The sequence below is a fragment of the Achromobacter sp. genome, assembly GCF_057314935.1.
Genome location: NZ_DBHKZA010000028.1, coordinates 32,292 through 52,483, shown reverse-complemented (window position 1 = coordinate 52,483; position 20,192 = coordinate 32,292). Strand labels below are relative to the sequence as shown.

Annotated in this window: 17 protein-coding genes; 11 read left to right on the top strand and 6 right to left on the bottom strand. The window is 66.8% G+C overall.

Going from position 1 to position 20,192, the window contains the following annotated elements; genetic code table 11:
• Nucleotides 1-5: 5 nt before the first annotated feature.
• Nucleotides 6-1,361: an FAD-dependent oxidoreductase gene (locus tag ACO6D5_RS12730; RefSeq protein WP_315528622.1), complete on the bottom strand. Its 1,356-nt coding sequence runs from the start codon at nucleotides 1,359-1,361 to the stop codon at nucleotides 6-8.
• A complete protein-coding gene (locus ACO6D5_RS12725; protein ID WP_315528621.1) occupies nucleotides 1,348-1,761 on the bottom strand; it encodes a Rid family hydrolase in 414 nt (137 codons plus the stop codon). Before ACO6D5_RS12725 ends, ACO6D5_RS12730 begins: the two co-directional genes overlap by 14 nt.
• 347 nt (nucleotides 1,762-2,108) lie before the next feature.
• Between ACO6D5_RS12725 and ACO6D5_RS12720 the strand changes: the two genes are divergently transcribed.
• The 7 genes from ACO6D5_RS12720 (at nucleotide 2,109) to ACO6D5_RS12690 (ending at nucleotide 10,455) form a co-directional block, all read left to right on the top strand.
• Nucleotides 2,109-3,236 carry an NAD(P)/FAD-dependent oxidoreductase gene (locus ACO6D5_RS12720; RefSeq protein WP_485825575.1) on the top strand — a complete coding sequence of 376 codons (1,128 nt, stop codon included), beginning with the start codon at nucleotides 2,109-2,111 and terminating at the stop codon, nucleotides 3,234-3,236.
• A gap of 47 nt (nucleotides 3,237-3,283) precedes the next feature.
• On the top strand, nucleotides 3,284-4,927 hold the full coding sequence (locus ACO6D5_RS12715; RefSeq protein WP_485825574.1) for a peptide ABC transporter substrate-binding protein: 1,644 nt from the start codon (nucleotides 3,284-3,286) through the stop codon (nucleotides 4,925-4,927).
• A gap of 17 nt (nucleotides 4,928-4,944) precedes the next feature.
• Nucleotides 4,945-5,895, top strand: a complete 951-nt coding sequence (locus ACO6D5_RS12710) for an ABC transporter permease (RefSeq protein ID WP_485825573.1) — start codon at nucleotides 4,945-4,947, stop codon at nucleotides 5,893-5,895.
• A 2-nt stretch (nucleotides 5,896-5,897) separates the two neighbouring features.
• Complete coding sequence (locus tag ACO6D5_RS12705; RefSeq protein WP_315528616.1) at nucleotides 5,898-6,794, top strand: ABC transporter permease; 897 nt, start codon at nucleotides 5,898-5,900, stop codon at nucleotides 6,792-6,794.
• Nucleotides 6,795-6,868: 74 nt separating this feature from the next.
• Complete coding sequence (locus ACO6D5_RS12700; protein WP_315528614.1) at nucleotides 6,869-7,765, top strand: LysR substrate-binding domain-containing protein; 897 nt, start codon at nucleotides 6,869-6,871, stop codon at nucleotides 7,763-7,765.
• A gap of 212 nt (nucleotides 7,766-7,977) precedes the next feature.
• Nucleotides 7,978-10,062, top strand: a complete 2,085-nt coding sequence (locus ACO6D5_RS12695; RefSeq protein WP_485825572.1) for a putative bifunctional diguanylate cyclase/phosphodiesterase — start codon at nucleotides 7,978-7,980, stop codon at nucleotides 10,060-10,062.
• Between the two features lie 180 nt (nucleotides 10,063-10,242).
• The gene (locus tag ACO6D5_RS12690; RefSeq protein WP_315528611.1) at nucleotides 10,243-10,455 is read left to right on the top strand and encodes a DUF1059 domain-containing protein; all 213 of its coding nucleotides are present in this window, start codon (nucleotides 10,243-10,245) and stop codon (nucleotides 10,453-10,455) included.
• Nucleotides 10,456-10,501: 46 nt separating this feature from the next.
• Here the strand turns inward: ACO6D5_RS12690 and ACO6D5_RS12685 are convergent, their stop codons facing one another.
• From ACO6D5_RS12685 to ACO6D5_RS12675, 3 genes are all read right to left on the bottom strand, one after another.
• Entirely contained in the window at nucleotides 10,502-12,379 is a 1,878-nt protein-coding gene (locus tag ACO6D5_RS12685) for a hypothetical protein (RefSeq protein WP_485825571.1), read from the bottom strand.
• A gap of 36 nt (nucleotides 12,380-12,415) precedes the next feature.
• Complete coding sequence (locus ACO6D5_RS12680) at nucleotides 12,416-13,906, bottom strand: EAL domain-containing protein (protein ID WP_485825570.1); 1,491 nt, start codon at nucleotides 13,904-13,906, stop codon at nucleotides 12,416-12,418.
• A gap of 174 nt (nucleotides 13,907-14,080) precedes the next feature.
• Nucleotides 14,081-15,133 (bottom strand): ornithine cyclodeaminase, encoded by a 1,053-nt coding sequence (locus tag ACO6D5_RS12675; protein WP_485825569.1) that lies wholly within the window; start codon nucleotides 15,131-15,133, stop codon nucleotides 14,081-14,083.
• A gap of 124 nt (nucleotides 15,134-15,257) precedes the next feature.
• Here ACO6D5_RS12675 and ACO6D5_RS12670 point away from each other — a divergent pair, with 124 nt between their 5' ends.
• From ACO6D5_RS12670 to ACO6D5_RS12660, 3 genes are all read left to right on the top strand, one after another.
• Complete coding sequence (locus ACO6D5_RS12670) at nucleotides 15,258-15,683, top strand: Lrp/AsnC family transcriptional regulator (RefSeq protein ID WP_006226764.1); 426 nt, start codon at nucleotides 15,258-15,260, stop codon at nucleotides 15,681-15,683.
• A gap of 288 nt (nucleotides 15,684-15,971) precedes the next feature.
• Nucleotides 15,972-17,441 carry a dihydropyrimidinase gene (gene hydA / locus ACO6D5_RS12665; protein ID WP_485825568.1) on the top strand — a complete coding sequence of 490 codons (1,470 nt, stop codon included), beginning with the start codon at nucleotides 15,972-15,974 and terminating at the stop codon, nucleotides 17,439-17,441.
• An 83-nt stretch (nucleotides 17,442-17,524) separates the two neighbouring features.
• Nucleotides 17,525-18,457, top strand: coding sequence for an N-carbamoyl-D-amino-acid hydrolase (locus ACO6D5_RS12660; protein WP_006226762.1), 933 nt, complete (start codon nucleotides 17,525-17,527; stop codon nucleotides 18,455-18,457).
• Here the strand turns inward: ACO6D5_RS12660 and ACO6D5_RS12655 are convergent.
• Nucleotides 18,454-19,410, bottom strand: a complete 957-nt coding sequence (locus tag ACO6D5_RS12655; protein ID WP_315528602.1) for a LysR substrate-binding domain-containing protein — start codon at nucleotides 19,408-19,410, stop codon at nucleotides 18,454-18,456. The genes ACO6D5_RS12660 and ACO6D5_RS12655 overlap by 4 nt on opposite strands.
• Nucleotides 19,411-19,488: 78 nt before the next feature.
• Between ACO6D5_RS12655 and ACO6D5_RS12650 the strand changes: the two genes are divergently transcribed.
• Entirely contained in the window at nucleotides 19,489-20,145 is a 657-nt protein-coding gene (locus ACO6D5_RS12650; protein ID WP_485825567.1) for an aspartate/glutamate racemase family protein, read from the top strand.
• Nucleotides 20,146-20,192: the final 47 nt, after the last annotated feature.

The following is a 20,192-nucleotide window of genomic DNA, read 5'->3' as shown; positions in this document are numbered from 1 at the left end:
GGGTATCAGATGGCCGCGTAGGGGCGCGAGTACGCCCCCCGCAGGTAACGGTCGGCCGAGAACGGCGCCAGGTCGGTCTTGGGTTCGGCGCCGCGGGCCAGGGCGGCAAGCGTGCTGCCCACGGCGGGGCCCAACCCGAAGCCATGGCCGGAAAAGCCCGTGGCGATGATCAGGCCGCTGGCGGGCCAGGCCGCGTCGATCACCGGCAACGCGTCCGGCATCACATCGATGTTTCCGGCCCAGGACTTCACGATCTCGACCGGCGGCATTCCCGCGAACAGCTCGGCGAACCGCTTGCGGTTGTCGCGCACGCGGTGCGTGTTGGGCGCGATCTCCGGATCGCGGGGCTTGATCGCCCAATCCGCCTTCGGCACGGATAGCCGGGTATGCAGGTCGTTGATGAAGGGCTTGCCCAGGCGGAACGAAAAGCCCTTGCGGTTGCGGACCACTTCGCGCACGAAATACCGCGACGCGCGCAGGGAATCCAGCGTCAGGTCGATATCCGTGCCGGCATCGGTGGCGATGATGCAGGAGCCATCCGGACGCTGGCGCAGGCCCAGCCCGTAGCCGACAAAGCAAGGCAGACCCATGGCGGGCAGGGGCGCGGTCAGCGATACCGTGCTGCGCACGACCTTTTGCGGCAGTTGCACGTCCAGGCCCTGCAACAGGCGGAAAGTCTGCGCGCCGGCCGCGCAGATGACGATGGGCGCGCGCACCGGGCCGTGCTCGGTCAGCACGCCGCGCACACTGCCGCCGGCGACGTCCAGGGCGCTGACGCCGCAGTCCTCCAGCACCACCGCGCCGGCGCCGATGGCCGCCCGGGCGAAAGCCGAGGTCGCCAGCGTGGGTTCGGCCTGGCCGTCCGATTCGGCGATGATGCCGCCTTCCGTGCGCGGCGATACCAGGGGGAACCTTGCCGCCACCTCGTCGGCGCTCAGCATCCGCGTGTCGCTGACACGGCCGCCGGCCTCGGCCAACCATGCCTGGTAGGACCGTCGCTCGGCCTCGTCCGCGCACAGGAACAGGCAACCGCTGCGCCGCCAGCCCGTCTCATGGCCCAGCTCCGCCCGCAATCCGGGCCAAAGCGACAGCGCCTGGGCGGCCAAAGCAAGCTCGGCCGGATCGCGGTACAGCGAACGGACGAACCCCCAGTTGCGTCCTGACTGCTGCGAAGCGATCCGGTTCTTTTCCAGCAGCACCACTTTCAAGTTGGCGCGGGACAGATACCAGGCCGCGCTGCAACCCATGATGCCGCCGCCGATGATGACGACGTCGGCGCTCGCGGGCAGCGGCTCGGTCCTGTCCAGCAGGCGCGACACCGCGTCCGCCGGCGCATGGCGCAACAGGTTAAGCGGCGGCATCGACGATGGCGTCCATATCGATCTCGACCCGGATGGCGGGATCGAACAACCCCGCCTGCACGGTCGTGCAAGCCGGATCCACGCCGCGGAACGTCTCGGCGTACACCTCCATGACGGCGTCGTAGTCCTCGGCCCGGGCGATATAGATTCGCACCCGCACCACGTCGCGCAGCGATGCGCCAGCGTGCTGGAACGCCCGCTGCGCGTTGCGAAAGATCTGCTCGGTCTGCGCGCGGGCGCCGTCGGCCAGCACGTCGGCAACGTAGTCGTAGCCCGTCGTTCCGGACAGGCGGACGTGGCCGTCCAGCGCGACGGCGCGCGCATAGCTGTAAGTGCGTTCATACTCGCTGCCCGAGTAGATGGCTTGCCGGCCGCCGCGTTGGCGCGTGTTGTCGTTCATGTCGGTTTTCATCCAGGAGTGCTTCATTGGCAAGCAGGATCGCGCAAAAGGCGCGGCCCCGTCGATGTCAAAAAATCGAGGGCTGGATGCAATTAATAGAACGACCGATGGGCGCGGGTCGGGCACGCCGCAAGGAATCCCTCGCAGCCGGTCATGGTTTTCCCGTAGCGCTTTTGGCCGCGCCCAGGCGAACCCCGACCCGGTGCAGATTATTGCGGTTTCGATTCCATTTATTCGACTCGACACTGCCGAAGGCGTTGGGATTCAATCGGGTCATTCCGGGATCAGCCCGGCGCCGCGTCACAGAACCGGCGGTCTTCCAGATGACAGGGGAACACAGGATGCACGTGGATTTTGCAATCGTCGGCGGCGGGATTTCAGGCGCGGCGGCCGCCTACTTTCTTTCCCAGGCCGGGAAAGTGGCGTTGATCGAACAAGAGCCGCATTTCGGATTCCATAGCTCGGGCCGCACGGCGGGCCAGTTCACCGTCGGCATTTCCGCCGACCAGATGCGCGCCATGGCTGCGGCCAGCCGGGCGTTCTTCCAGGCGCCGCCGGCGGGTTTCGCCGAACTGCCCCTGATCGAGCCGCGCGGCAGCCTCACGCTCGGCCGCCACAGCCAGAAGGCCGTGCTGGACAAGCTGCACGAACGCATCGGGCAAGCGGGTGGCACCGCCGAATGGGTGGATCGCGATCAGGCCATGGCCCTGTTCCCTGCGCTGCTGGCCGACAAGTTCGACCTGGGTGTCCACGAGACCGACGCGCAGGACATCGATGTGAACACGTTGCTTCAGGCCTACCTCAAGGGCGCCAAGCGCAACGGCGCGGTGCTGGCCACGAATACGCCGGTGCTGGCCATCGAACGGCAGGAAGGAAAATGGCGCATTCGCACCCAGGACGAGGACTACACCGCCAGCGTCATGGTCAACGCCTCGGGCGGCTGGGCCGACGCCGTCGCCCACCTGGCGGGCGTAGCGCCCATCGGCATCACGCCGTACAAGCGCACCGCCTTCACCTTCCCGCTGCTGCCAGGCGCCGAAGGCGCCCATTGGCCGCACGTGTGCAACGCGGACTACCAGTGGTACGTCAAGCCGGAACACGGCTGCTTCATGGGTTCGCCTGCCGACGCGCAGCCGGTCGCGCCCGGCGAGGTCTATCCGGACGAGCTGGACGTGGCCCAGGGCATCTACAACATCGAACAGGAAACGGCGTTGCGCGTTCCGCGGCCCATCAGCGTCTGGGCAGGCGTGCGCAGCTACGTGCGTGACCGCAATCCCGTCTGCGGCGCGCGCAGCGACAGCCCCGACTTCATCTGGTACGCGGCGCTGGGCGGTTGCGGCGTGCTGACCTCGCCCGCGATGGGGCAGGCCGTGGCGGCGTTGGCCCAGCGCAAGGCGCTTCCCGACGCGTTGCGCGCGCAGGGCTTGACGCCCGAGGCCTTGTCGCCGGACCGCGCCACGCTCAGATCCGCCTGATTGCCGTACATAACAACCAAGCAAACCACAACGGGGAAACGGACGCCATGATCCACCATAAGCTCTCCAAGCGGGATTTCCTGAAACTGTCGGCCACCGCCGGCACGCTGCTGGCCGCACCCGCGTGGGCGCAACCGGCGCCCACGCCGCCCGCCGCGCCGCGCGGCCAGGTGATCGCCGGCATTTCGCAGGAACCCACGGTATTCAATCCGCTGATGCCGGGCAGCGAAGTCGACCAGGGCGTCTGGTGGCAGCTGTTCAGCACCCTGTGGTTCATCGACGCGCAAGGCAATACCGTGGCGGACCTGGCGCGCGACGTGCCGTCGGTCGCCAATGGCGGGCTGTCGGCGGATGGCCTGACCTGGAAGGTGAAGCTGAAGACGAACGCCACGTGGCACGACGGCAAGCCGTTCACGGCGCGCGACGTCAAATACACGCTGGAACTGATCAACAATCCGGCGTTCCGGGCGCGCAACCGCGTCGGGCATGCGCTGGTGCGCGACATCACCGTGGTGGCGGACGACGAGATCCACTGGCGCATGGAAAGCAGCTTCACGCCCTACATGTCGGTGCTGTCGCAGACCTTCATGGTCCCCGAGCACCTGCTTGCCACGGCCGCCGATCCCAACACCGCGCCTTACAACCAGGCGCCTGTCGGGACGGGCCCCTTCCGCTGGGGCAGCCGCCGCGCCGGCGACCACATCCAGCTGGAACGCAACCCGGCCTACCATGGCCAGGGCCCCTATCTGCTGCGCGTCATCTTCAAATACATCCCCGACCAGACCATGCTGTACACGCAGTTCCGCAGCGGCCAGATCGATTACCTGGGGCTGTCGGGCATCCAGCCCAGTTTCGAGCAGGAGGCCGCCAAGCTGCGCGGGGCGCGCATCATGCCGGTGCCCACCCCCTTCATCGAACACGTGGCGCTGAACCTGGGCTTTGCCCCCTTCGCGGACAAGTCGGTGCGCGAAGCCCTGTATCTGGGCATGAACAAGGAAGCCCGCATCAAGGCCATCTACCAGGGCCGTCCGCTGCCGACGGAGTCTTATGTCCCCAAGGGCCATTGGGCGTACAACGATACGCTGCCGGCGCACCGGTACGACCCGCAGGCCGCGCGCGCCCTGCTGGACGCGGCGGGCTGGGTGCCGGGCAGCGACGGCATCCGCGTGAAGAACGGCCAACGCCTGGCGTTCTCCAATTCCACGACGGCGGGCGCGCAGGCGCGCGAGCAATCGCAGCAACTCCTGATGCAGGACTGGCGGCAGATCGGCGTGGAGATGAGCATCGAGAACATGCCGGCGGCCGTCATCTGGGGCAACTTCTGGCAAAAGTCGCAATACCAGTCGGTCATGGTGGCGTCCAACTTCCTTCAGGGCAGCGACCCCGACGTGACCGCGCGCTTCTCCAGCGCATCGATTCCCGCCAAGGGCGGCAGCGGCCTGAATACCTACCAGTACCAGAACCCCGAAATGGATCAGCTTCTGGTGCAGGGCACCCGGGAATTCAACCTGGATGAGCGCAAACGCATCTATCATCGGATCCAGGAGATCGTCAGAACCGACCTGGTGCTATTGCCGGTGTCCCAGACCGTCATCATCGAGGCCGTCAAGGAAAAGCTCGTCGGCTACGAAAACAATATCAACAGCTCGTCCAACTGCTGGAACATGCGCAGTTGGTATTGGGCAAGCTGACGGGCCGGAGCCTCCAGATGATCCAGTATCTGCTCAAGCGCGGCGGCCAGTCCCTGGTGCTGCTCTTGCTGGTTTCCCTGATCGGATTCGGCATCCTCTACCTGTCGCCGGGCGGCCCGCTGTCCCAGCTGGCGCAGTCGTCGAACATGGCGCAAGAGGACATCGACCGCCTGACCCGCAGCATGGGCCTGGACCGCCCTTTCCTCATCCAGTACGGAGACTGGCTGCTGCGCATGTTGCGCGGCGACTGGGGCGCGTCCTACCGTGACGGCATCGGCGTGCTGGCCACCATCGGTTCGCATATCGGCGCGACCTTGTCGTTGATGGCGGTATCCACCGTCATCGCCGCGCTGCTGGGCGGCATGATCGGCATCTGGGGCGCGGTCCGCCGGCACTCGCTGATGGATGCGCTGTCGTCGGTGGGCGCGATGATCGCGCTGTCCATCCCGACGTTCTGGTTCGGCCTGATGGCGATCTACCTGTTCTCCATCAAACTGGGCTGGCTGCCCGCCGGCAATCAGCAGACGTTCGGCGACGGCTCGTTCCTGGACCTGGCGCATCACATGATCGCGCCGGTCATGGTGCTGGCGCTGGTCGAGACCGCGGTGTGGGCGCGCTTCATGCGGTCGTCAATGATCGAAACCTTGGAGCAGGACTACATCCGCACCGCGCGCGCCAAAGGCGCGGGCGGGCGCGCCATCATCCTGTCGCATGCGCTGCGCAATGCGCTGCTGCCCATGATCACCCTCGTGGGCCTGCAGTTCCCGACCTTGCTGGGCGGCGCACTGATCACCGAAACGGTCTTCAGCTGGCCCGGCATGGGCCGGTTGTTCTTCGATTCGCTGGAATACCGCGACTACCCCGTGGTCATGGGCATTCTGATGCTGTCCGCCATCATGGTGATGCTGGGCTCGCTGTTGGCCGATGTGCTGTACGCCATCGCCGATCCTCGTATTCGGATGGACTGAGCATGATGAAAGCCCCTGGAATCTCCGATCCGGCCGCAGCGGCCGGTCCGTACTGTCCGCCCGGCCCGCTGCGTGCCGGCTGGCGCCGCCTGACCCGCAACAAGCTGGCGGCCGCCGGCGTCGTGACCATCGCCCTGATGGTGATCCTGTGTTTTGCCGGGCCGCTGGTCTTGCGGCTGGACGCCAGCTATATCGACGTGCTGAACCGCTTCGCGCCTCCGCTGACCAGCGGGCACCTGCTGGGCACGGACGAACTGGGCCGCGACGTGCTGGCCCGCCTGATGGCCGGCGGGCGGATTTCGCTGACGATCGGGTTCGCGGCCATGCTGATATCGGTCGTCATCGGCACCATCGTGGGCATGATCGCCGGCTACCGGCGCGGCTTCGTGGGTGCTCTGCTGATGCGCTTCGTCGACGCCATGCTGGCGTTCCCGACCATTTTCCTGATCCTGGCCCTGGCCTTGCTGGTCAAGCCGGGCATCGTCTCGACCACCATCCTGATCTCGGCCACCTGCTGGATGGAAGTCGCCCGCCTGGTCGAAGGCCAGTACCGGTCGCTGCGCAACACCGAGTATGCCGCGGCGGCCCGGACGGCCGGCGCCTCCGGGCTGCGCATCATGGTCGTCGAACTGCTGCCGAACGCCATGGGGCCCATCATCATCGTCGCCACGCTGAACGTGGCTCGCGCCATCCTGCTTGAATCCTATGTCAGCTACCTGGGCTATGGCATCCAGCCGCCGGTGGCCAGCTTGGGCAACATGCTGAACAACGCGCAGATCTACCTGACCTCAGCACCGTGGCTGGCCATCGTGCCCGGCGTCGCCATTGCGCTGACCGTGACCAGCGTGAACTTCATCGGCGAAGGGCTGCGCAATATACTCGAGCCGCGCAGCCAGTGAATGATGCCGCCGGCGCGCCAGCCGGTACCCCTTGATCCGAGCCGAGCCTAACCCCCAACGCCCTGGAGAACGGGATGCACCGACGCCTGCCCTCGCTGAACGCGCTACGCTGCTTTGAAGTCGTGGCCGCCCACACCAGCGTCAAGAAGGCCGCCCAAATCCTGAATGTCAGCGAAAGCGCGGTCAGCCGCCAAGTCCGCATCCTGGAAGAGCAACTGGGGCAGACGCTGTTCCTGCGCACGCACAGCGGCCTGGAGATCACCGAGGCCGGGCGCAAACTGGCCACGACGGTCAAGGAAGCGTTCGACCATATCGCCAACGCCCTGGACCCTACGCACACCGACCAGGACATCGTCACGCTGCGGGTGATCCCCACGTTCGCGCTGCGTTGGCTTTTCCCCCGGCTGCGGCGCTTCCATGAGCAATACCCCATGATCAAGGTCGTGGTCCGCACGCGGCTCAACGACATGACGGCCGACGAGACCGACTCCGACCTGGGCATCCGCTACGCGCTGGGCAATTTCTCGCACGAGGACGCCACCGAGCTTTACGCCGAGTGGATCGTACCAGTGTGCGCGCCGGGCCATATCGATGCGGCCGACCCCGAACGCGGCCTGCGCGAGTCCACGCTGCTGCACCCTTTGCCGGACCATCAGGACTGGATCACGTGGTCCGAGAAGACCGGCATCGAACTGTTCACGCGCGGCGGCCTGGATTTCGACGCGCTCGACATGGCGTTGAGCGCCGCCGAAGCCGGCCTGGGCGTCGCCATCGCGGACGTCGTGCTGGCCGACCAGGCCATCCAGGATGGCCGGGTCGTCGTCCCGCTGCGCCGGGCGGTGCCGACGGGGGTGTCGTATTACCTGGTGCGCCGTCCCGCCCTGCGCCACCGGCGGCAGGTCAAGCTGGTGGAAGACTGGATCGTCAGCGAACTGGTGGAGTCCAAAGCCATCATCGCGTCCTACGCCTAGCCTGAATCCCGCCCAGACTGGCTCGGCGACAGGCTGCGCATTGCAAAGAAATGAGTTTCGGCGACAACATTCGCAAGATTCGCGTTTTTTGCGCTAACGCGTTAAATATTGCGGCCCATCCGACGTAAAGCCGTATATCCACAGCCTTTCCGCGGGACCGCCCTCGCGCGCGCTCACATGCATGCGGCGGGCACGCCTGCCCGCCACATCCAATGATCATCGACAACTCCGACGTCATGTACCGGCACCTTGTGCAGGGTGTCGTCGACTATGCCATCTACATGCTTCATCCGGATGGCACGGTCGCCAACTGGAATGCCGGCGCGCAACGCGCCAAGGGGTACTCGCAGGAAGAAATCGTGGGCCGGCACTTCTCGTGCTTCTACAGCCCCGGCGACCAGGAGGCGGGGCTGCCGCAGCAGGGTCTGGCCAATGCCCGCGAACACGGGCGCTTCGAGGCGGAAGGATGGCGCGTGCGCAAGGACGGCACGCTGTTCTGGGCGCACGTGGTGATCGATGCGATCCATGACGACCACGGCGCCCTGATCGGCTACGCGAAAGTCACGCGCGACAACACCGAGCGGCGCGAACGCGAACAACAGGTGCTGCGCGCCAAGGAACTGGCCGAGCACTACAACACCGAACTGACCTCGCTATCGAGCTTCCTGGACGCCGTGGTGTCACACATTCCGTCCTGCGTGCTGGTGCAGGATGCCGTGTCCCGCACCATCCTCCTGGCCAACCGGCAGGCCGAGGCGACCTTCGGCGCCGACCGCGCCGACATCGTCGGCAAGACCGCGCAGCAATGCCTGCCGGCGGCCGTCTGCGAATTCTTCGATCGGCTGACCAACGAGGCCCTGCGTTCGGACGGCGCCCTGCGCGAAGCGGAAGAGGAACTGGCCACGGCGCGCGGCACGCGCACCTTGCGCACCAAGACGCTGGTTTTCCACAGCAACGATCCGCGGTCGCGCTACGTGTTGCTGATCTCGGACGACGTCACGGACGAAAACGCGGCCCATGCGCAGGTGCGCTACATGGCGCATCACGACACCCTGACCGGCATGCCCAACCGGCGGCTGTTCCGCGAACAGCTGCTCAAGGCGCTGAACAGCCGCAGCGCCGACCGCACGGCAGCGGTGCTGTGCCTGGACCTGGACAATTTCAAGAGCGTGAACGACACGCTGGGCCACCCGTACGGCGACGAGCTGCTGCGCCTGCTGGCCAAGCGCCTGCCCAAGAGCCTGCGCGAGCAGGACACGCTGGCCCGGCTGGGCGGCGACGAATTCGCCATCGTGCTGCCCAATATCGGCCAGCAGGAAGACGTGCGCAGGATGGCGGAGCGCCTGCTCGAAACGGTGCGCCAGCCCTTCGAGATCGACGGCCATACCGTGCCCATCAGCGTCAGCATCGGCATCGCGCTGGCGGATACCCCCGACTGCTCGGCCGACCACCTGCTGCGCTACGCCGACATGGCCTTGTACGAGGCCAAGCGCAACGGCCGCAATTGCCTGGCCTTCTTCAAGCCCGAAATGGAGACCGCGGCGCTCAAGCGGCACGAAGTCGAAATGGACCTGCGCCAGGCCATCATGGGGCAACAGCTGCAACTGCACTACCAGCCCATCATGGACGTCAGCCACGTGCGCGTGGTGGGCCGCGAGGCCCTGATGCGCTGGCAGCATCCGGTCAAGGGCCTGATCATGCCCAACGACTTCATTCCCATCGCCGAGGAGACCGGGCTGATCCATGAACTGGGCGCCTTCACCTTGCACGACGCGTGCGCGGAAGCCATGCGCTGGGACGACCACGAAACCGTGGCCGTCAACCTGTCGGCCAGCCAGTTCACGAACAGCGCGCTGGTGTCGCTGGTGGAATCCGCCTTGTCCAAGTCGGGCCTGCCGGCGTGGCGGCTGGAGCTGGAGATCACGGAATCCGTGTTGCTGGCGAACTCGGCCGCCAACCTGAACACGCTGAACCAGTTGAAGGAGCTGGGCGTGAAAGTGGCGCTCGACGATTTCGGCACCGGCTATTCCTCGCTGGGCTATCTGCGCTCGTTCGAATTCGACAAGATCAAGATCGACAAGTCGTTCACGCAGGACGTCGAATCCAGCAAGGAAGCGCTTGCCATCATCCGCGCCATCAACGGCATCGGGCGCAGCCTGGACATTCCCACCACCGCCGAAGGCGTGGAGACCGCGGCCCAGCTGGACCGTCTGACCGAAGAAGGGTGCTCGCACTTCCAGGGCTATCTGCTGGGGCGGCCGGTGTCCCACGAAACCCCCATCGAAGACGCCGAATAGCCGCTCGCAAACGGGGGCCGACCCCGCATTCCCGGCCCCTGGCCTGCCCCCCGCAGACCTATACTTTCTGCATCATCGGGTGCGCTGCGACGCGCCATCGGACCCGATGCGTTCCGCGCCGCGCGTCGGACTTTCCATCACGCCAGCCGCCCCCGAAGCGCGCGGCGCAGGGAGAACGCCATGACCCGTAAATACATCGATTGCCGCGAGTACCCGAGCGAGATGAATTGCTCGGTAGCGCTGGCGGCGGATACTGAGGACGAATTGCTGGAAGCCGCCGTGCAGCACGCCACCACGGTGCACAAGCACACGGACTCGCCAGCGCTGCGCACGCAGCTCAAGGGCCTGTTCCATGACGGCACGCCGCCGGCCGAGGCGCCGCCGCGGACGTGACGGCGCCGGCCGACGCCCCGCCCGATGCGCAGAGACGCAGAGGCGGCTACCAGGCCAGCGTCTGCGCGAACCCTGCCGCGCCCGATGCCGCGCCTTCGGCCGGCAGCGGGGCGCGCAGGATGGTCCGGCTGTTGCCGCGGTCCACCACCCAGAACACCATCCGGGCGGGCGGCGCGGCGGCCGGGCCGCCGCCCAGGTCGACCGTGCGGCCGTCGTCCGGCCTGGCCTCGACCTGGAACGTCCACTTGCGTCCTTGCGGTTCACCGCTAATGCCCGCCTGCGCAACAGGAGAAAACGCCGCCGTCTCCAGGTCCAGGATGCGCAGCCCCAGCTTGTCTTCGATGAATGACCGCATGGACGCCTCCAGCGTCTCGTCCGGCAGCGCGGCGTTCTGGTCCACCGCCAGGCCCAGCTGTTCGCCCGTCTTCAGATTGCGGTAGTAAAAGCGATTCGGATCGATGGGTTCCAGGCGGAAATCGCCCAGCCGTAGCGGCAGCGACATGCCGGACTCGGCATTGCGCAGCACCGCGCCGCCCGCCGGCATCGACCAGGCCGGACCCAGACCGCCCACCCAAGCCACGAACTGCCGGCTAAACGCCACGGCGTCTTGCGTGCGGCCCTGGCGGTAGGCGACGTCGGCGGCCACGTCGAGCGCCGTCTGATACAGCGTTTCGTCGTGATATGCCTTGCCGGCGTGCGCCCAGGCGGCCAGCGCCACGTCCAGATCGCGGCGCGCCGTCGGCAGGTCATCGCGCCCGTACGCCGCGCGGCCCGCCACAGTGTTCAACCGGGCGATCTCCAGCGGGAATGCCGCATCCGGCAGCGCGGCCTGTGCCAACGTGGCCGCTTGCGGCCAATCGCGCGCCATCGACCAATAGGATTCGATCTCGCGGCTTTGCTCGGCCATGGTCTTGCTGCGGAACAGGCGCACGTCGCGTTCCCACGCCATGGCGTTGAACAACACGCGCAACTGGGCGACGGCCTCCGGCTGCCTGTCCTTTGCGAACGAGGCCCGCGCTTCGACCTGCCAGTCGCCGCGCACCGCGATCCACTGCGCTTCGATGCCCACGCCCCGCGGATACTCGGCTTGCTGCGCGCGCTTGGCGGCAACCGCGTCCTTGAACGGCAGGTCCGGCAACGCCGGTTCCGCGTCCGGCGCGGGCGCCAGGTCGCCGTCCGGCGTCTCCATGCGCCTGGCCAGAGCCTCGCGCCGCGCCGGCGCGTCCTTGGCGCGCAGGTCTTCGCGATAGGCGATCCACACGCGGGCGGTCACCGCGCGCCCGTCGTCCAGCGTCTGCACGTAGTCCAGTTGCGCGCGATCGCCGCGCTGGTCCGCCGGTTTGAAGCTCACCAGCGCCCAGCGCCCGACGGCCAGGGGCAGCCTCATGCCGGCCAGCGCATAGTCCAGCCGGTGCGCGGCGGCATCGCGCGTCCATTGCCCGGGGTAGGGGTTGGCCTGCGCATAAACCCTGTCCTGCAGGCGCGCCACGTCCGCGGCTTCGCCTGCGGCCGCGCCCTCGCGGATCGCCATGACCAGCAGCTGCGTGATGGCGTCCTGGCTGGCGTCGCGCTTGTCGAAGATCGCAATCTGCGCTTCGGCGGCGCGGCGCGCATCGGCATAGCGCTGCTGCCGGTGCAGCAGGCCGACAACGGTAGCGACGGCGTCGAATTCTTCGTAGCTGTTCTCGTTCGCCCGCGCGGCCTCCAGCGCCTTGCCTGCCGCTTGATCGGCGGCGGGCCAGTCCTTTTCCGCCATCAGGCGGTGCGCTTCCTGCATGTGATGCAGGAACGGCGAGGGGCTTTCCGAGGAGGCTTCGGCAGGAGCTTCGGCGGCGGCCGCAGCTGCGGCGCCCGTGGCGGGCCATAAGGCGGCCGTCGCGGACAGCAGCGAAGCAGCCAGCAAGGTGCGGGTCAGTGGCTTCATCGCGCCAGTATACGGGGCCGGATTGCCGCCCCGCTGTCACGCCAGCGGGATGTCTTCCGCCCGCACCGCCCGCCCCAGCAGCCAGCCCTGGCCGACGGTCGCGGGCTGGCGCGACATCAGGTATTGCGCCTGGTCTTCGGTCTCGATGCCTTCGACGATCAGCCCCACGCCCAGCTCGCGCGAGATATCGATGACGTGGTCGATGATGAGCGTGCCCGCGGGTTCCGCGCCGATGGCCTGGGTGAAGCGGCGGTCCAGCTTGATGGCGTCGGCCTGCATTTCGGCCAGGTAGTTCAGGTTGGAATTGCCGGTGCCGAAGTCGTCGATCAGGATCCGGAACCCCTGAGTGCGCAGCGTCCGGATGATGCCGCGCACGTGGCCGTCCGACAGCGGCGAGCCTTCGGTGATCTCCAGCGCCACGCGCGGCGGCGCGATACCTTGCTCGTTCACCGTGCGCAGCAGGAAGTCGGGATAGGCGTCATCCTGAAGATCTTCCGCGGACACATTGATGCTGACGTAGAACCCGGTCGCGTCCCGCAGCCGGGCCGCCAGGTCGTGCAGGGCGATCTGCGTCACCACGCGGGACAATTCGCGGCCCAGCCCCATCTCTTCGGCCAGCGGCACGAACAGCGCCGGCGGCACCGCCGACCCGTCGCGCCCGCGCCAGCGCGCCAGGGCCTCGACACCGACCAGGCGACGCGTGGACAGCTCCCGCAACGGCTGGTAGCGGACCTGCACGCCGCCGCGGCGGATGGCTTTGCGCAGCGCGGCCCGTTCGCTCTTGGATTGCTGGTGCCACAGCACGCACAGGCCCGCCAGCAGGCCGCCGACCAGCGCGCCCGTGCCTGCCAGGATCAGCGCCGGCAACGTGAACCAGTCATGCGAGCTGACGCGCGACACGGCGCAGATGTCAGGCGCAGCGGGCGGGGCGCATTCCGCGACCAGGCGTTCGGCCCGCAGGCTGTTTTCGGATGGGCTGGCGCCCCCGAAAAGCGCCAGGCCGTCCGTCCGGCCGAACCGCCGGAAGACGTGCGCGCCATCGCGGGTCACAAGCAGGGAATCGATGGCCGAGCCGGGTTCGGGAAATCCGTCGAACGCGCCCGGCGCGGTGAACACCACCACGTCGTTGCGCGCCGCCATGTCCCCGATGATGCGGCGATCGATGATGTTGGCGGCCCCCACCCACAAGGTGGTGCCGCTGCGCGTCGTGAAAGAGGCGGGCGGCAAGGCGTGGGGCGACGCCAGCACGCCCCACGCGGCGGAACACACCAGCATGCCGTCGCGCAGGCGGCCGATGTCGCGCAGGAACGTGGCGTTGAACAACAGCACCCGCAACGTGGCAACGTCGGAATCCGAGCACAGGTCGGTGCTGTGCGTGGCGGCCTGGATCAGCCGCTGGCTTTCCTGCGACACGCGCACGGCTTGCGCCAGCAGTCGGGTGTTGTGCCGGGACAGCCTGTCGTCGACCTGGCTGACTTCAATCAGCCGTCCGGCCGCCAGTCCCGCCAGGAAACCCAGCGTCGACATCGACAGGACTACAGCCGCAATTCGGAAACGTGACATCGGGTGGGGGAGACGGGCTGCGCCTGCCGAGGAAAGGACGGCGCGTAAGGCAATGTAACCGCAACCCTGCCTTCCACCCAAAAGAAAAACGCCCATCCTCGGGAACGGGCGTCTTTTTTTTGCGAAAACCGCGCGAGCCTAGCCCTGCGCCAGGACGGACTGCCCGCTACGGGCCGTGCGCACCACGTTGAACAGGTTCTTGGGGTCCTGCAGTTGCGGCGCCACTTCGATGCGGGTGCCCACGCCGTGCCGGGCCGCGCTGTCGCGCAACCAACGCAGGGCCGAGAAATCTTCCAGCGCGAAACCCACCGAGTCGAAAATGGTCACTTCCGCGGCGCTTTGGCGGCCGCCGCTCTGGCCCGTCAGGACGCGCCACAGTTCCGTCACGGCGAAATCAGCCGGCATCTGCTGCAAGTCGCCCTCGATCCGCGTCTGCGGCTCGTACTCCACGAAGACCGGGCCCATGCGCAACACGTCGGCATGCAGCTCCGTCTTGCCCGGGCAGTCGCCGCCCAACGCATTGATGTGCATGCCCGGCTCGACCATGTCGGCGGTCAGGATGGTGGCGTAGGCCTTGTCAGCCGTGACCGTGGTAACGATGTCCACGCCCTTGACGGCCTCGGACGTGCCTGCAAAACGCACGATGCGCAAGTCGGGCGCCACGGTAGCCAGATTGCTTTCCAGCTTGCGGGTGGCGTCCGGGTCCACGTCATAGACATGCAGCGTGTCGATGCCCAGCACGTAGTGGAAGGCCAGCGCCTGGAATTCGGCTTGGGCGCCGTTGCCGATCAGCGCCATGGTGCGCGAATCCGGGCGGGCCAGGGCGCGCGCAGCCAAGGCCGAGGTCACGGCGGTGCGCAGGGCGGTGGTCAGGGTCAGTTCGCTGATCAGCAGCGGTTCGCCCGTGCTGACTTGCGCCAGGGCGCCGAAAGCCATCACGGTGGACAAGCCCGCCTGCGGGTTATCCGGGTGGCCGTTCACGAACTTGAAGCTGTAGAGCTCGTTGTCGGCAGTGGGCATCAGTTCGATGACGCCGGTGGCGGAATGGCTGGCTACGCGTGCGCATTTGTCGAATTCCTGCCATCGCAGAAAGTCGGCCAGCACATAGTCCAGCAGGTCGGTGAAGACCTTGCGCGGGCCTTGCAAGGCCACGATATTGGCTACGTCCGAAGTCGTCAGCAGTGTCGTCAAAATTTTCTCCCCGAGTTATGGAACAGAAATTCTGGCGGACGGCCGAACCAATTCATAGTGACAACATTCAACACGAAACGCTAAGATTCTGGCATTACGACAGTCACAATTAGCATTTCTCACAATGGATACGCTAGATCAAAGCTTGCTGGGCCTGTTGCGCGCCAATGCCCGCCTGTCTGTCGCCACGCTGGCGAAGAAGCTGGATGTCTCGCGCGGCACCATCGACAACCGCATCCGCAAGCTGGAAGAGCGGGGCATCATCGTCGGCTACACCGTTCGGCTGCGCCCCGAAGTCGAAACCGAAGACATCGTGGCCTGGATGAGCATCGCCGTCGAAGGCCATGAGACCCGCAAGATCGTGAACCTGCTGATGGGCGAACCCAGCGTGGCCGGCCTGCACGACACCAACGGCCGCTGGGACCTGCTGGCCGAATTGCGCGTGCCCACCATCGAACAGTTGTCCGAAGTGCTGGACCGGCTGCGCACGCTCAAGGGCATCTCGGCCACCGAGACCAGCATCCACCTGAAGACGTTCAAAGCGTTCTGAGACGGCAGCCGCCCGGCGCGAGCCACGTCGAAGCACGGGGAAACCCGATATAAAAGTTTGCATAGCGTCCATGATCCAGCGTTATGCGTGGGGTCGGGCGCCGATGCCGCCCCTGCCTGAATCCTCAATCCAATCAGTGTCTTAGCGGAAATTCCCGCGGGCGCCGCCGCCTGCCGCGGCGCGCCGTCGCGCGGTATCGGTTTTCCGCCAGCGCATGCATGCTTGCACCTTCAGCCGCGCCCGCCGCCCAGGCGCCTCGCGGCATGCAACCCTTGCGTCCAGACACCCATGACCGACTTCGACCTGACTCTGCACAACGGCCGCATCGTCACCGCGGATGCCGATTTCATTGGCGACATCGGCATCGTCGACGGCGTCATCGCGGCCATCTCCACCCGCCTTCCCGCAGGCAAGCGCGCCATCGACGCGACCGGCCGCCTGGTGATGCCGGGCGGCATCGACAGCCATTGCCACATCGAACAGCTCTCGAGCATGGGCGTGCTGTGCGCCGACGACTGGTACAGCGCCTCCGTGTCCGCGGCCCATGGCGGCAACACCACCATCGTGCCGTTCGCCGCGCAGCACCGCGGCCAATCGCTGCGCCAGGTGGCCGACGAGTACGCCGCGTCCGCCGCCGCGAAATCGGTCATCGACTTCAGCTATCACCTGATCATCTCGGACCCCACGCCGCAGACGTTGAACCACGACTTGCCCGAGCTGATCCGCGCCGGCATCACGTCGTTCAAGGTCTTCATGACCTACGACAAGCTCAAGCTGGACGACAAGCAGCTGCTGGACGTGTTTGCGATCGCCGCGCGCGAGGGCGCGTTGCCCATGGTGCACGCCGAAAACAACGACGTGATCAGCTGGATCGCGCGCCATCTGCTGGCCGCCGGCCACACCGCGCCGAAATACCATGCGGTCAGCCACGACCCCATCGCGGAAAACGAAGCCACGCAGCGTGCCATCAGCCTGGCGTCCGTGCTGGAGGTGCCGGTGCTGATCGTGCACGTGTCCACGCAGGGCGGCGCGCAGGCCATCCACGCCGCACAGACGCTGGGCGCCCCCGTTTATGGGGAGACTTGCCCGCATTACCTGCTGCTGACCGCCGAAGACATCGACATCCCCGGCGTTGAAGGCGCCAAGTTCTGCTGCAGTCCGCCGCCGCGCGACCCGGTGTCGCAACAGGCGCTGTGGCAAAGCCTGGACAGCGGAACGCTGGCGCTGCTGTCGTCCGACCACGCGCCGTATCGCTACGACGAATCCGGCAAGCTGCCCGCGGGCGACGCCACCACGTTCAAGCAGATCGCCAATGGCCTGCCCGGCCTGGAAGTGCGCATGCCGCTGCTGTTCTCGGAAGGCGTGCGCAGCGGCCGCCTGACGCTGCAGCAGTTCGTGGCGCTGACGTCCACCAACCACGCCCGCATGTACGGCCTGTACCCGAAGAAGGGCACGATTTGCGTGGGCGCGGACGCCGACATCGCCATCTGGGATCCCGAACGCGTCGTGACGCTGTCGGCCGCCACGCTGCACGACAACGTCGGCTACACGCCCTACGAAGGCCGCCAGGTCACCGGTTGGCCCACCACGGTGGTGAGCCGGGGCGAAGTCATCGTCGAGGACGGCGCGCTGCAGGCCGCGCGCGGCCGCGGCCGCTTCATCGCCCGCGGCCTGCCCGCCCCGCTGCAGAAAACGCGCGAGATCTCGCCGCGCGCCGCCTTGCTGCGCAAGATTTTCCCGAACGTGATCGAGCCGTGATCCGCGGCGCCTTGCACCTGAACCCCGTTCGATAAGAACACCTGGAGATTGATATCGTGAGCAACGCAACCCCCTCCCGCAAAATGGGCCTGGCGGTCGCCCAGATGGGCGCCGTGAACCTGGCCGACACCCGCGCGGTGGTCGTGCGCCGCCTGGTCGAGATGATGCGCGAGGCCGCCGCCCGCAAGGCGGAATTCGTCGTGTTCCCGGAACTGGCGCTGACGACGTTCTTCCCGCGCTACTGGATGGAAGACGCGGAAGCCGTGGACCGCTACTTCGAAAAGACCATGCCGAACGCCGACGTGCAGCCGCTGTTCGACACGGCACGCGAACTGGGCATCGGCTTCTATCTGGGATACGCCGAACTGACCCCGGAAGGCCGCCAGTTCAACACGGCCATCCTGGTGGACCGCAGCGCCAAGATCATCGGCAAATACCGCAAGATCCACCTGCCCGGCCACTCGGACCACAAGGTCGACGCGCCGTTCCAGCATCTGGAGAAGAAGTTCTTCGAAGTGGGCGACCTGGGCTTCGGCGTGTGGGACACCAACGACGTCAAGATCGGCATGTGCCTGTGCAACGACCGCCGCTGGCCCGAAACGTATCGCGTCATGTCGCTGCAAAGCGCCGAACTGATCGTGCTGGGCTACAACACGCCGTCGTTGAACATCCACTGGGACGAGCCCGCGCACTGGCGCACCACCACGCACGAGATCGTGCTGCAGGCCAGCGCCTATCAGAACGCGGTGTGGGTCGGCGCCGCCGCCAAGTGCGGCCATGAAGACGGCCACCACATGATCGGCAGTTCGATGATCGTGGCGCCGTCCGGCGAGATCGTGGCGCGTTCCAGCGGCGAGGAAGACGAAGTGATCACCGCGAAGATCGACCTGGGCATGGGCCAGACCTTCCGCGACCACGTCTTCAACTTCGCCAAGCACCGCAGCCCGCACCACTACAAGCTGATCACCGAACGCACCGGCGCCGGCGAACCGCTGCCCGTGCCGGAAGTGGTCTAAGCCCGGCTGATGATTGCCTGCGTCATCGCAGGCAATTCTTTTTTGACGATCTGGGAAAACTGGGTCAGGAACGCCTTGGCGATGGATGGCGGAGGTTCGATCCGGGAATGGGACACGTGCACCGACAACGCAATCGCTGGCTCGATACGACGCACCACGATGCCGTGCATCAGCGCATCCGTCAGGCCGTACGAGTCCACCAGGGCCACACCGACGCCCTGGCGCACGAACGAGCATGCCGTCTGGGACGAACGCACCTCGATGGCGGGAGTGACCGCCTGTCCCAGCGGCTCCAGATAGTTGAACAAGGTTTCGCCCAGCGGCGTGTCGCGCCCGTAGCCCACCAGCATCTCGCCGGCCAGCATCGCCGGTTCGATGACGGCCTCGCGCGCCAGCCGGTGGCCGGCCGGCAGCACGCAGACGATCTCGCCCTGCGCGAGCTCGCTGGTGATCAGGTTGGGGTGTTCGGGCTTGAACGTGGAAATCGCGATGTCCGCGTGCCCCAGCAGCAACTGGGGCAACAGCGCGTCCATGCCCAGCGGCCGGTAACGGATGCGCACGCCGGGGTTGCGGGCGCAGAACTTCGCCGTGGCCGCCGGAATCAGCCATTCGCCGAAGCTGGGACTGGACACCACGCTGACCAGGCCGCCGCCGTGGCCCGCCAGGCCAGCCGCCATATCGTTCAGCCGGTTGACGCCCGCCTGAATGGATTCCACTTCCTGGAAAAGTTTGCGCGCTTCCTTGGTGGGATGCAGGCGGCCCTTGAACCGTTCAAACAACGCATAACCCAAGCGCAGTTCTATCGACGCCAGCACCCGGCTGATGGCGGGCTGGGTCACATGCAGCAGCCGCCCTGCGGCGCTGAGCGAACCCGTGATCATGATGGCGTGAAACACCTCGATCTGCCGCAGGTTCAACGGGCCAGACCGGACCTTCCCGGGTAATTCCGACATGCTGCTTTTCTTTCCTCTTGACCTGGGCGCTGCGCGCACTGCGCGTGTCCGCCTCTTTTGCAGGGATTCTACTCAATCGTGCCCAACGCCCGCATCACCCTCGTAAACCCGAACTCGCTGACCACGGTCACGGACGCCATCGCCCGCGCGGTCGCGCCGTTCGAGCGCCTGCCGCTGACGTTCCGCTGCCTGACCTCCACGGGCGGGCCGGCCGGCATCCAGACCCAGGCCGAAGCCGACGCCAGCATCGCGCCGATGGCGCAGCTGTTCCTGCAGGAAGCGGCCGCGACCGACGCCTTCATCGTGGCGTGCTTCAGCGACCCCGGGCTGCATGGCCTGCGCGACCTGGTGGCCGCGCCCGTGCTGGGCATCGGTGAGTGCTCGGTGCTGACAGCCATGAGCATGGCGACGCGCATCGGCGTGATCGCCATCGCGGGCGCATCCGTCCCGCGCCACCTGCGCTACTTCCGCCAGATGGGCGTGGCCGACCGCATTTGCGCCGAACTGGCGCTGGATATGAAGGTCAGCGACCTGGCCAACGCCGACCTGGCGTTTGCGCGCATGGTGAGCGTCGGCAAGACCTTGCGCGACGCGCATGGCGCCGATGTGCTGATCATGGGATGCGCCGGCATGGCCGACCTGCGCGACCGGCTCGAAGACGCTTGCGGGCTGCCGGTAGTGGAACCGACGCAAGCCGCCGTGGCGATGGCGGCGGGACGGCTGTTCAGCCGCTAGAAGACGGGTACGTCTGCCCTGGGATGGGTGCAGCGCGCAGGGCGTCG

Coding starts and splice junctions, on each gene's coding strand:
- ACO6D5_RS12715 (WP_485825574.1), top strand. CDS start 3,284: ATGATCCACCATAAGCTCTCCAAGCGGGATTTCCTGAAACTGTCGGCC.
- ACO6D5_RS12700 (WP_315528614.1), top strand. CDS start 6,869: ATGCACCGACGCCTGCCCTCGCTGAACGCGCTACGCTGCTTTGAAGTC.
- ACO6D5_RS12725 (WP_315528621.1), bottom strand. CDS start 1,761: ATGAACGACAACACGCGCCAACGCGGCGGCCGGCAAGCCATCTACTCG.
- ACO6D5_RS12705 (WP_315528616.1), top strand. CDS start 5,898: ATGATGAAAGCCCCTGGAATCTCCGATCCGGCCGCAGCGGCCGGTCCG.
- ACO6D5_RS12695 (WP_485825572.1), top strand. CDS start 7,978: ATGATCATCGACAACTCCGACGTCATGTACCGGCACCTTGTGCAGGGT.
- ACO6D5_RS12730 (WP_315528622.1), bottom strand. CDS start 1,361: ATGCCGCCGCTTAACCTGTTGCGCCATGCGCCGGCGGACGCGGTGTCG.
- ACO6D5_RS12655 (WP_315528602.1), bottom strand. CDS start 19,410: ATGTCGGAATTACCCGGGAAGGTCCGGTCTGGCCCGTTGAACCTGCGG.
- ACO6D5_RS12680 (WP_485825570.1), bottom strand. CDS start 13,906: ATGTCGACGCTGGGTTTCCTGGCGGGACTGGCGGCCGGACGGCTGATT.
- hydA (WP_485825568.1), top strand. CDS start 15,972: ATGACCGACTTCGACCTGACTCTGCACAACGGCCGCATCGTCACCGCG.
- ACO6D5_RS12710 (WP_485825573.1), top strand. CDS start 4,945: ATGATCCAGTATCTGCTCAAGCGCGGCGGCCAGTCCCTGGTGCTGCTC.
- ACO6D5_RS12670 (WP_006226764.1), top strand. CDS start 15,258: ATGGATACGCTAGATCAAAGCTTGCTGGGCCTGTTGCGCGCCAATGCC.
- ACO6D5_RS12690 (WP_315528611.1), top strand. CDS start 10,243: ATGACCCGTAAATACATCGATTGCCGCGAGTACCCGAGCGAGATGAAT.
- ACO6D5_RS12660 (WP_006226762.1), top strand. CDS start 17,525: ATGGGCCTGGCGGTCGCCCAGATGGGCGCCGTGAACCTGGCCGACACC.
- ACO6D5_RS12685 (WP_485825571.1), bottom strand. CDS start 12,379: ATGAAGCCACTGACCCGCACCTTGCTGGCTGCTTCGCTGCTGTCCGCG.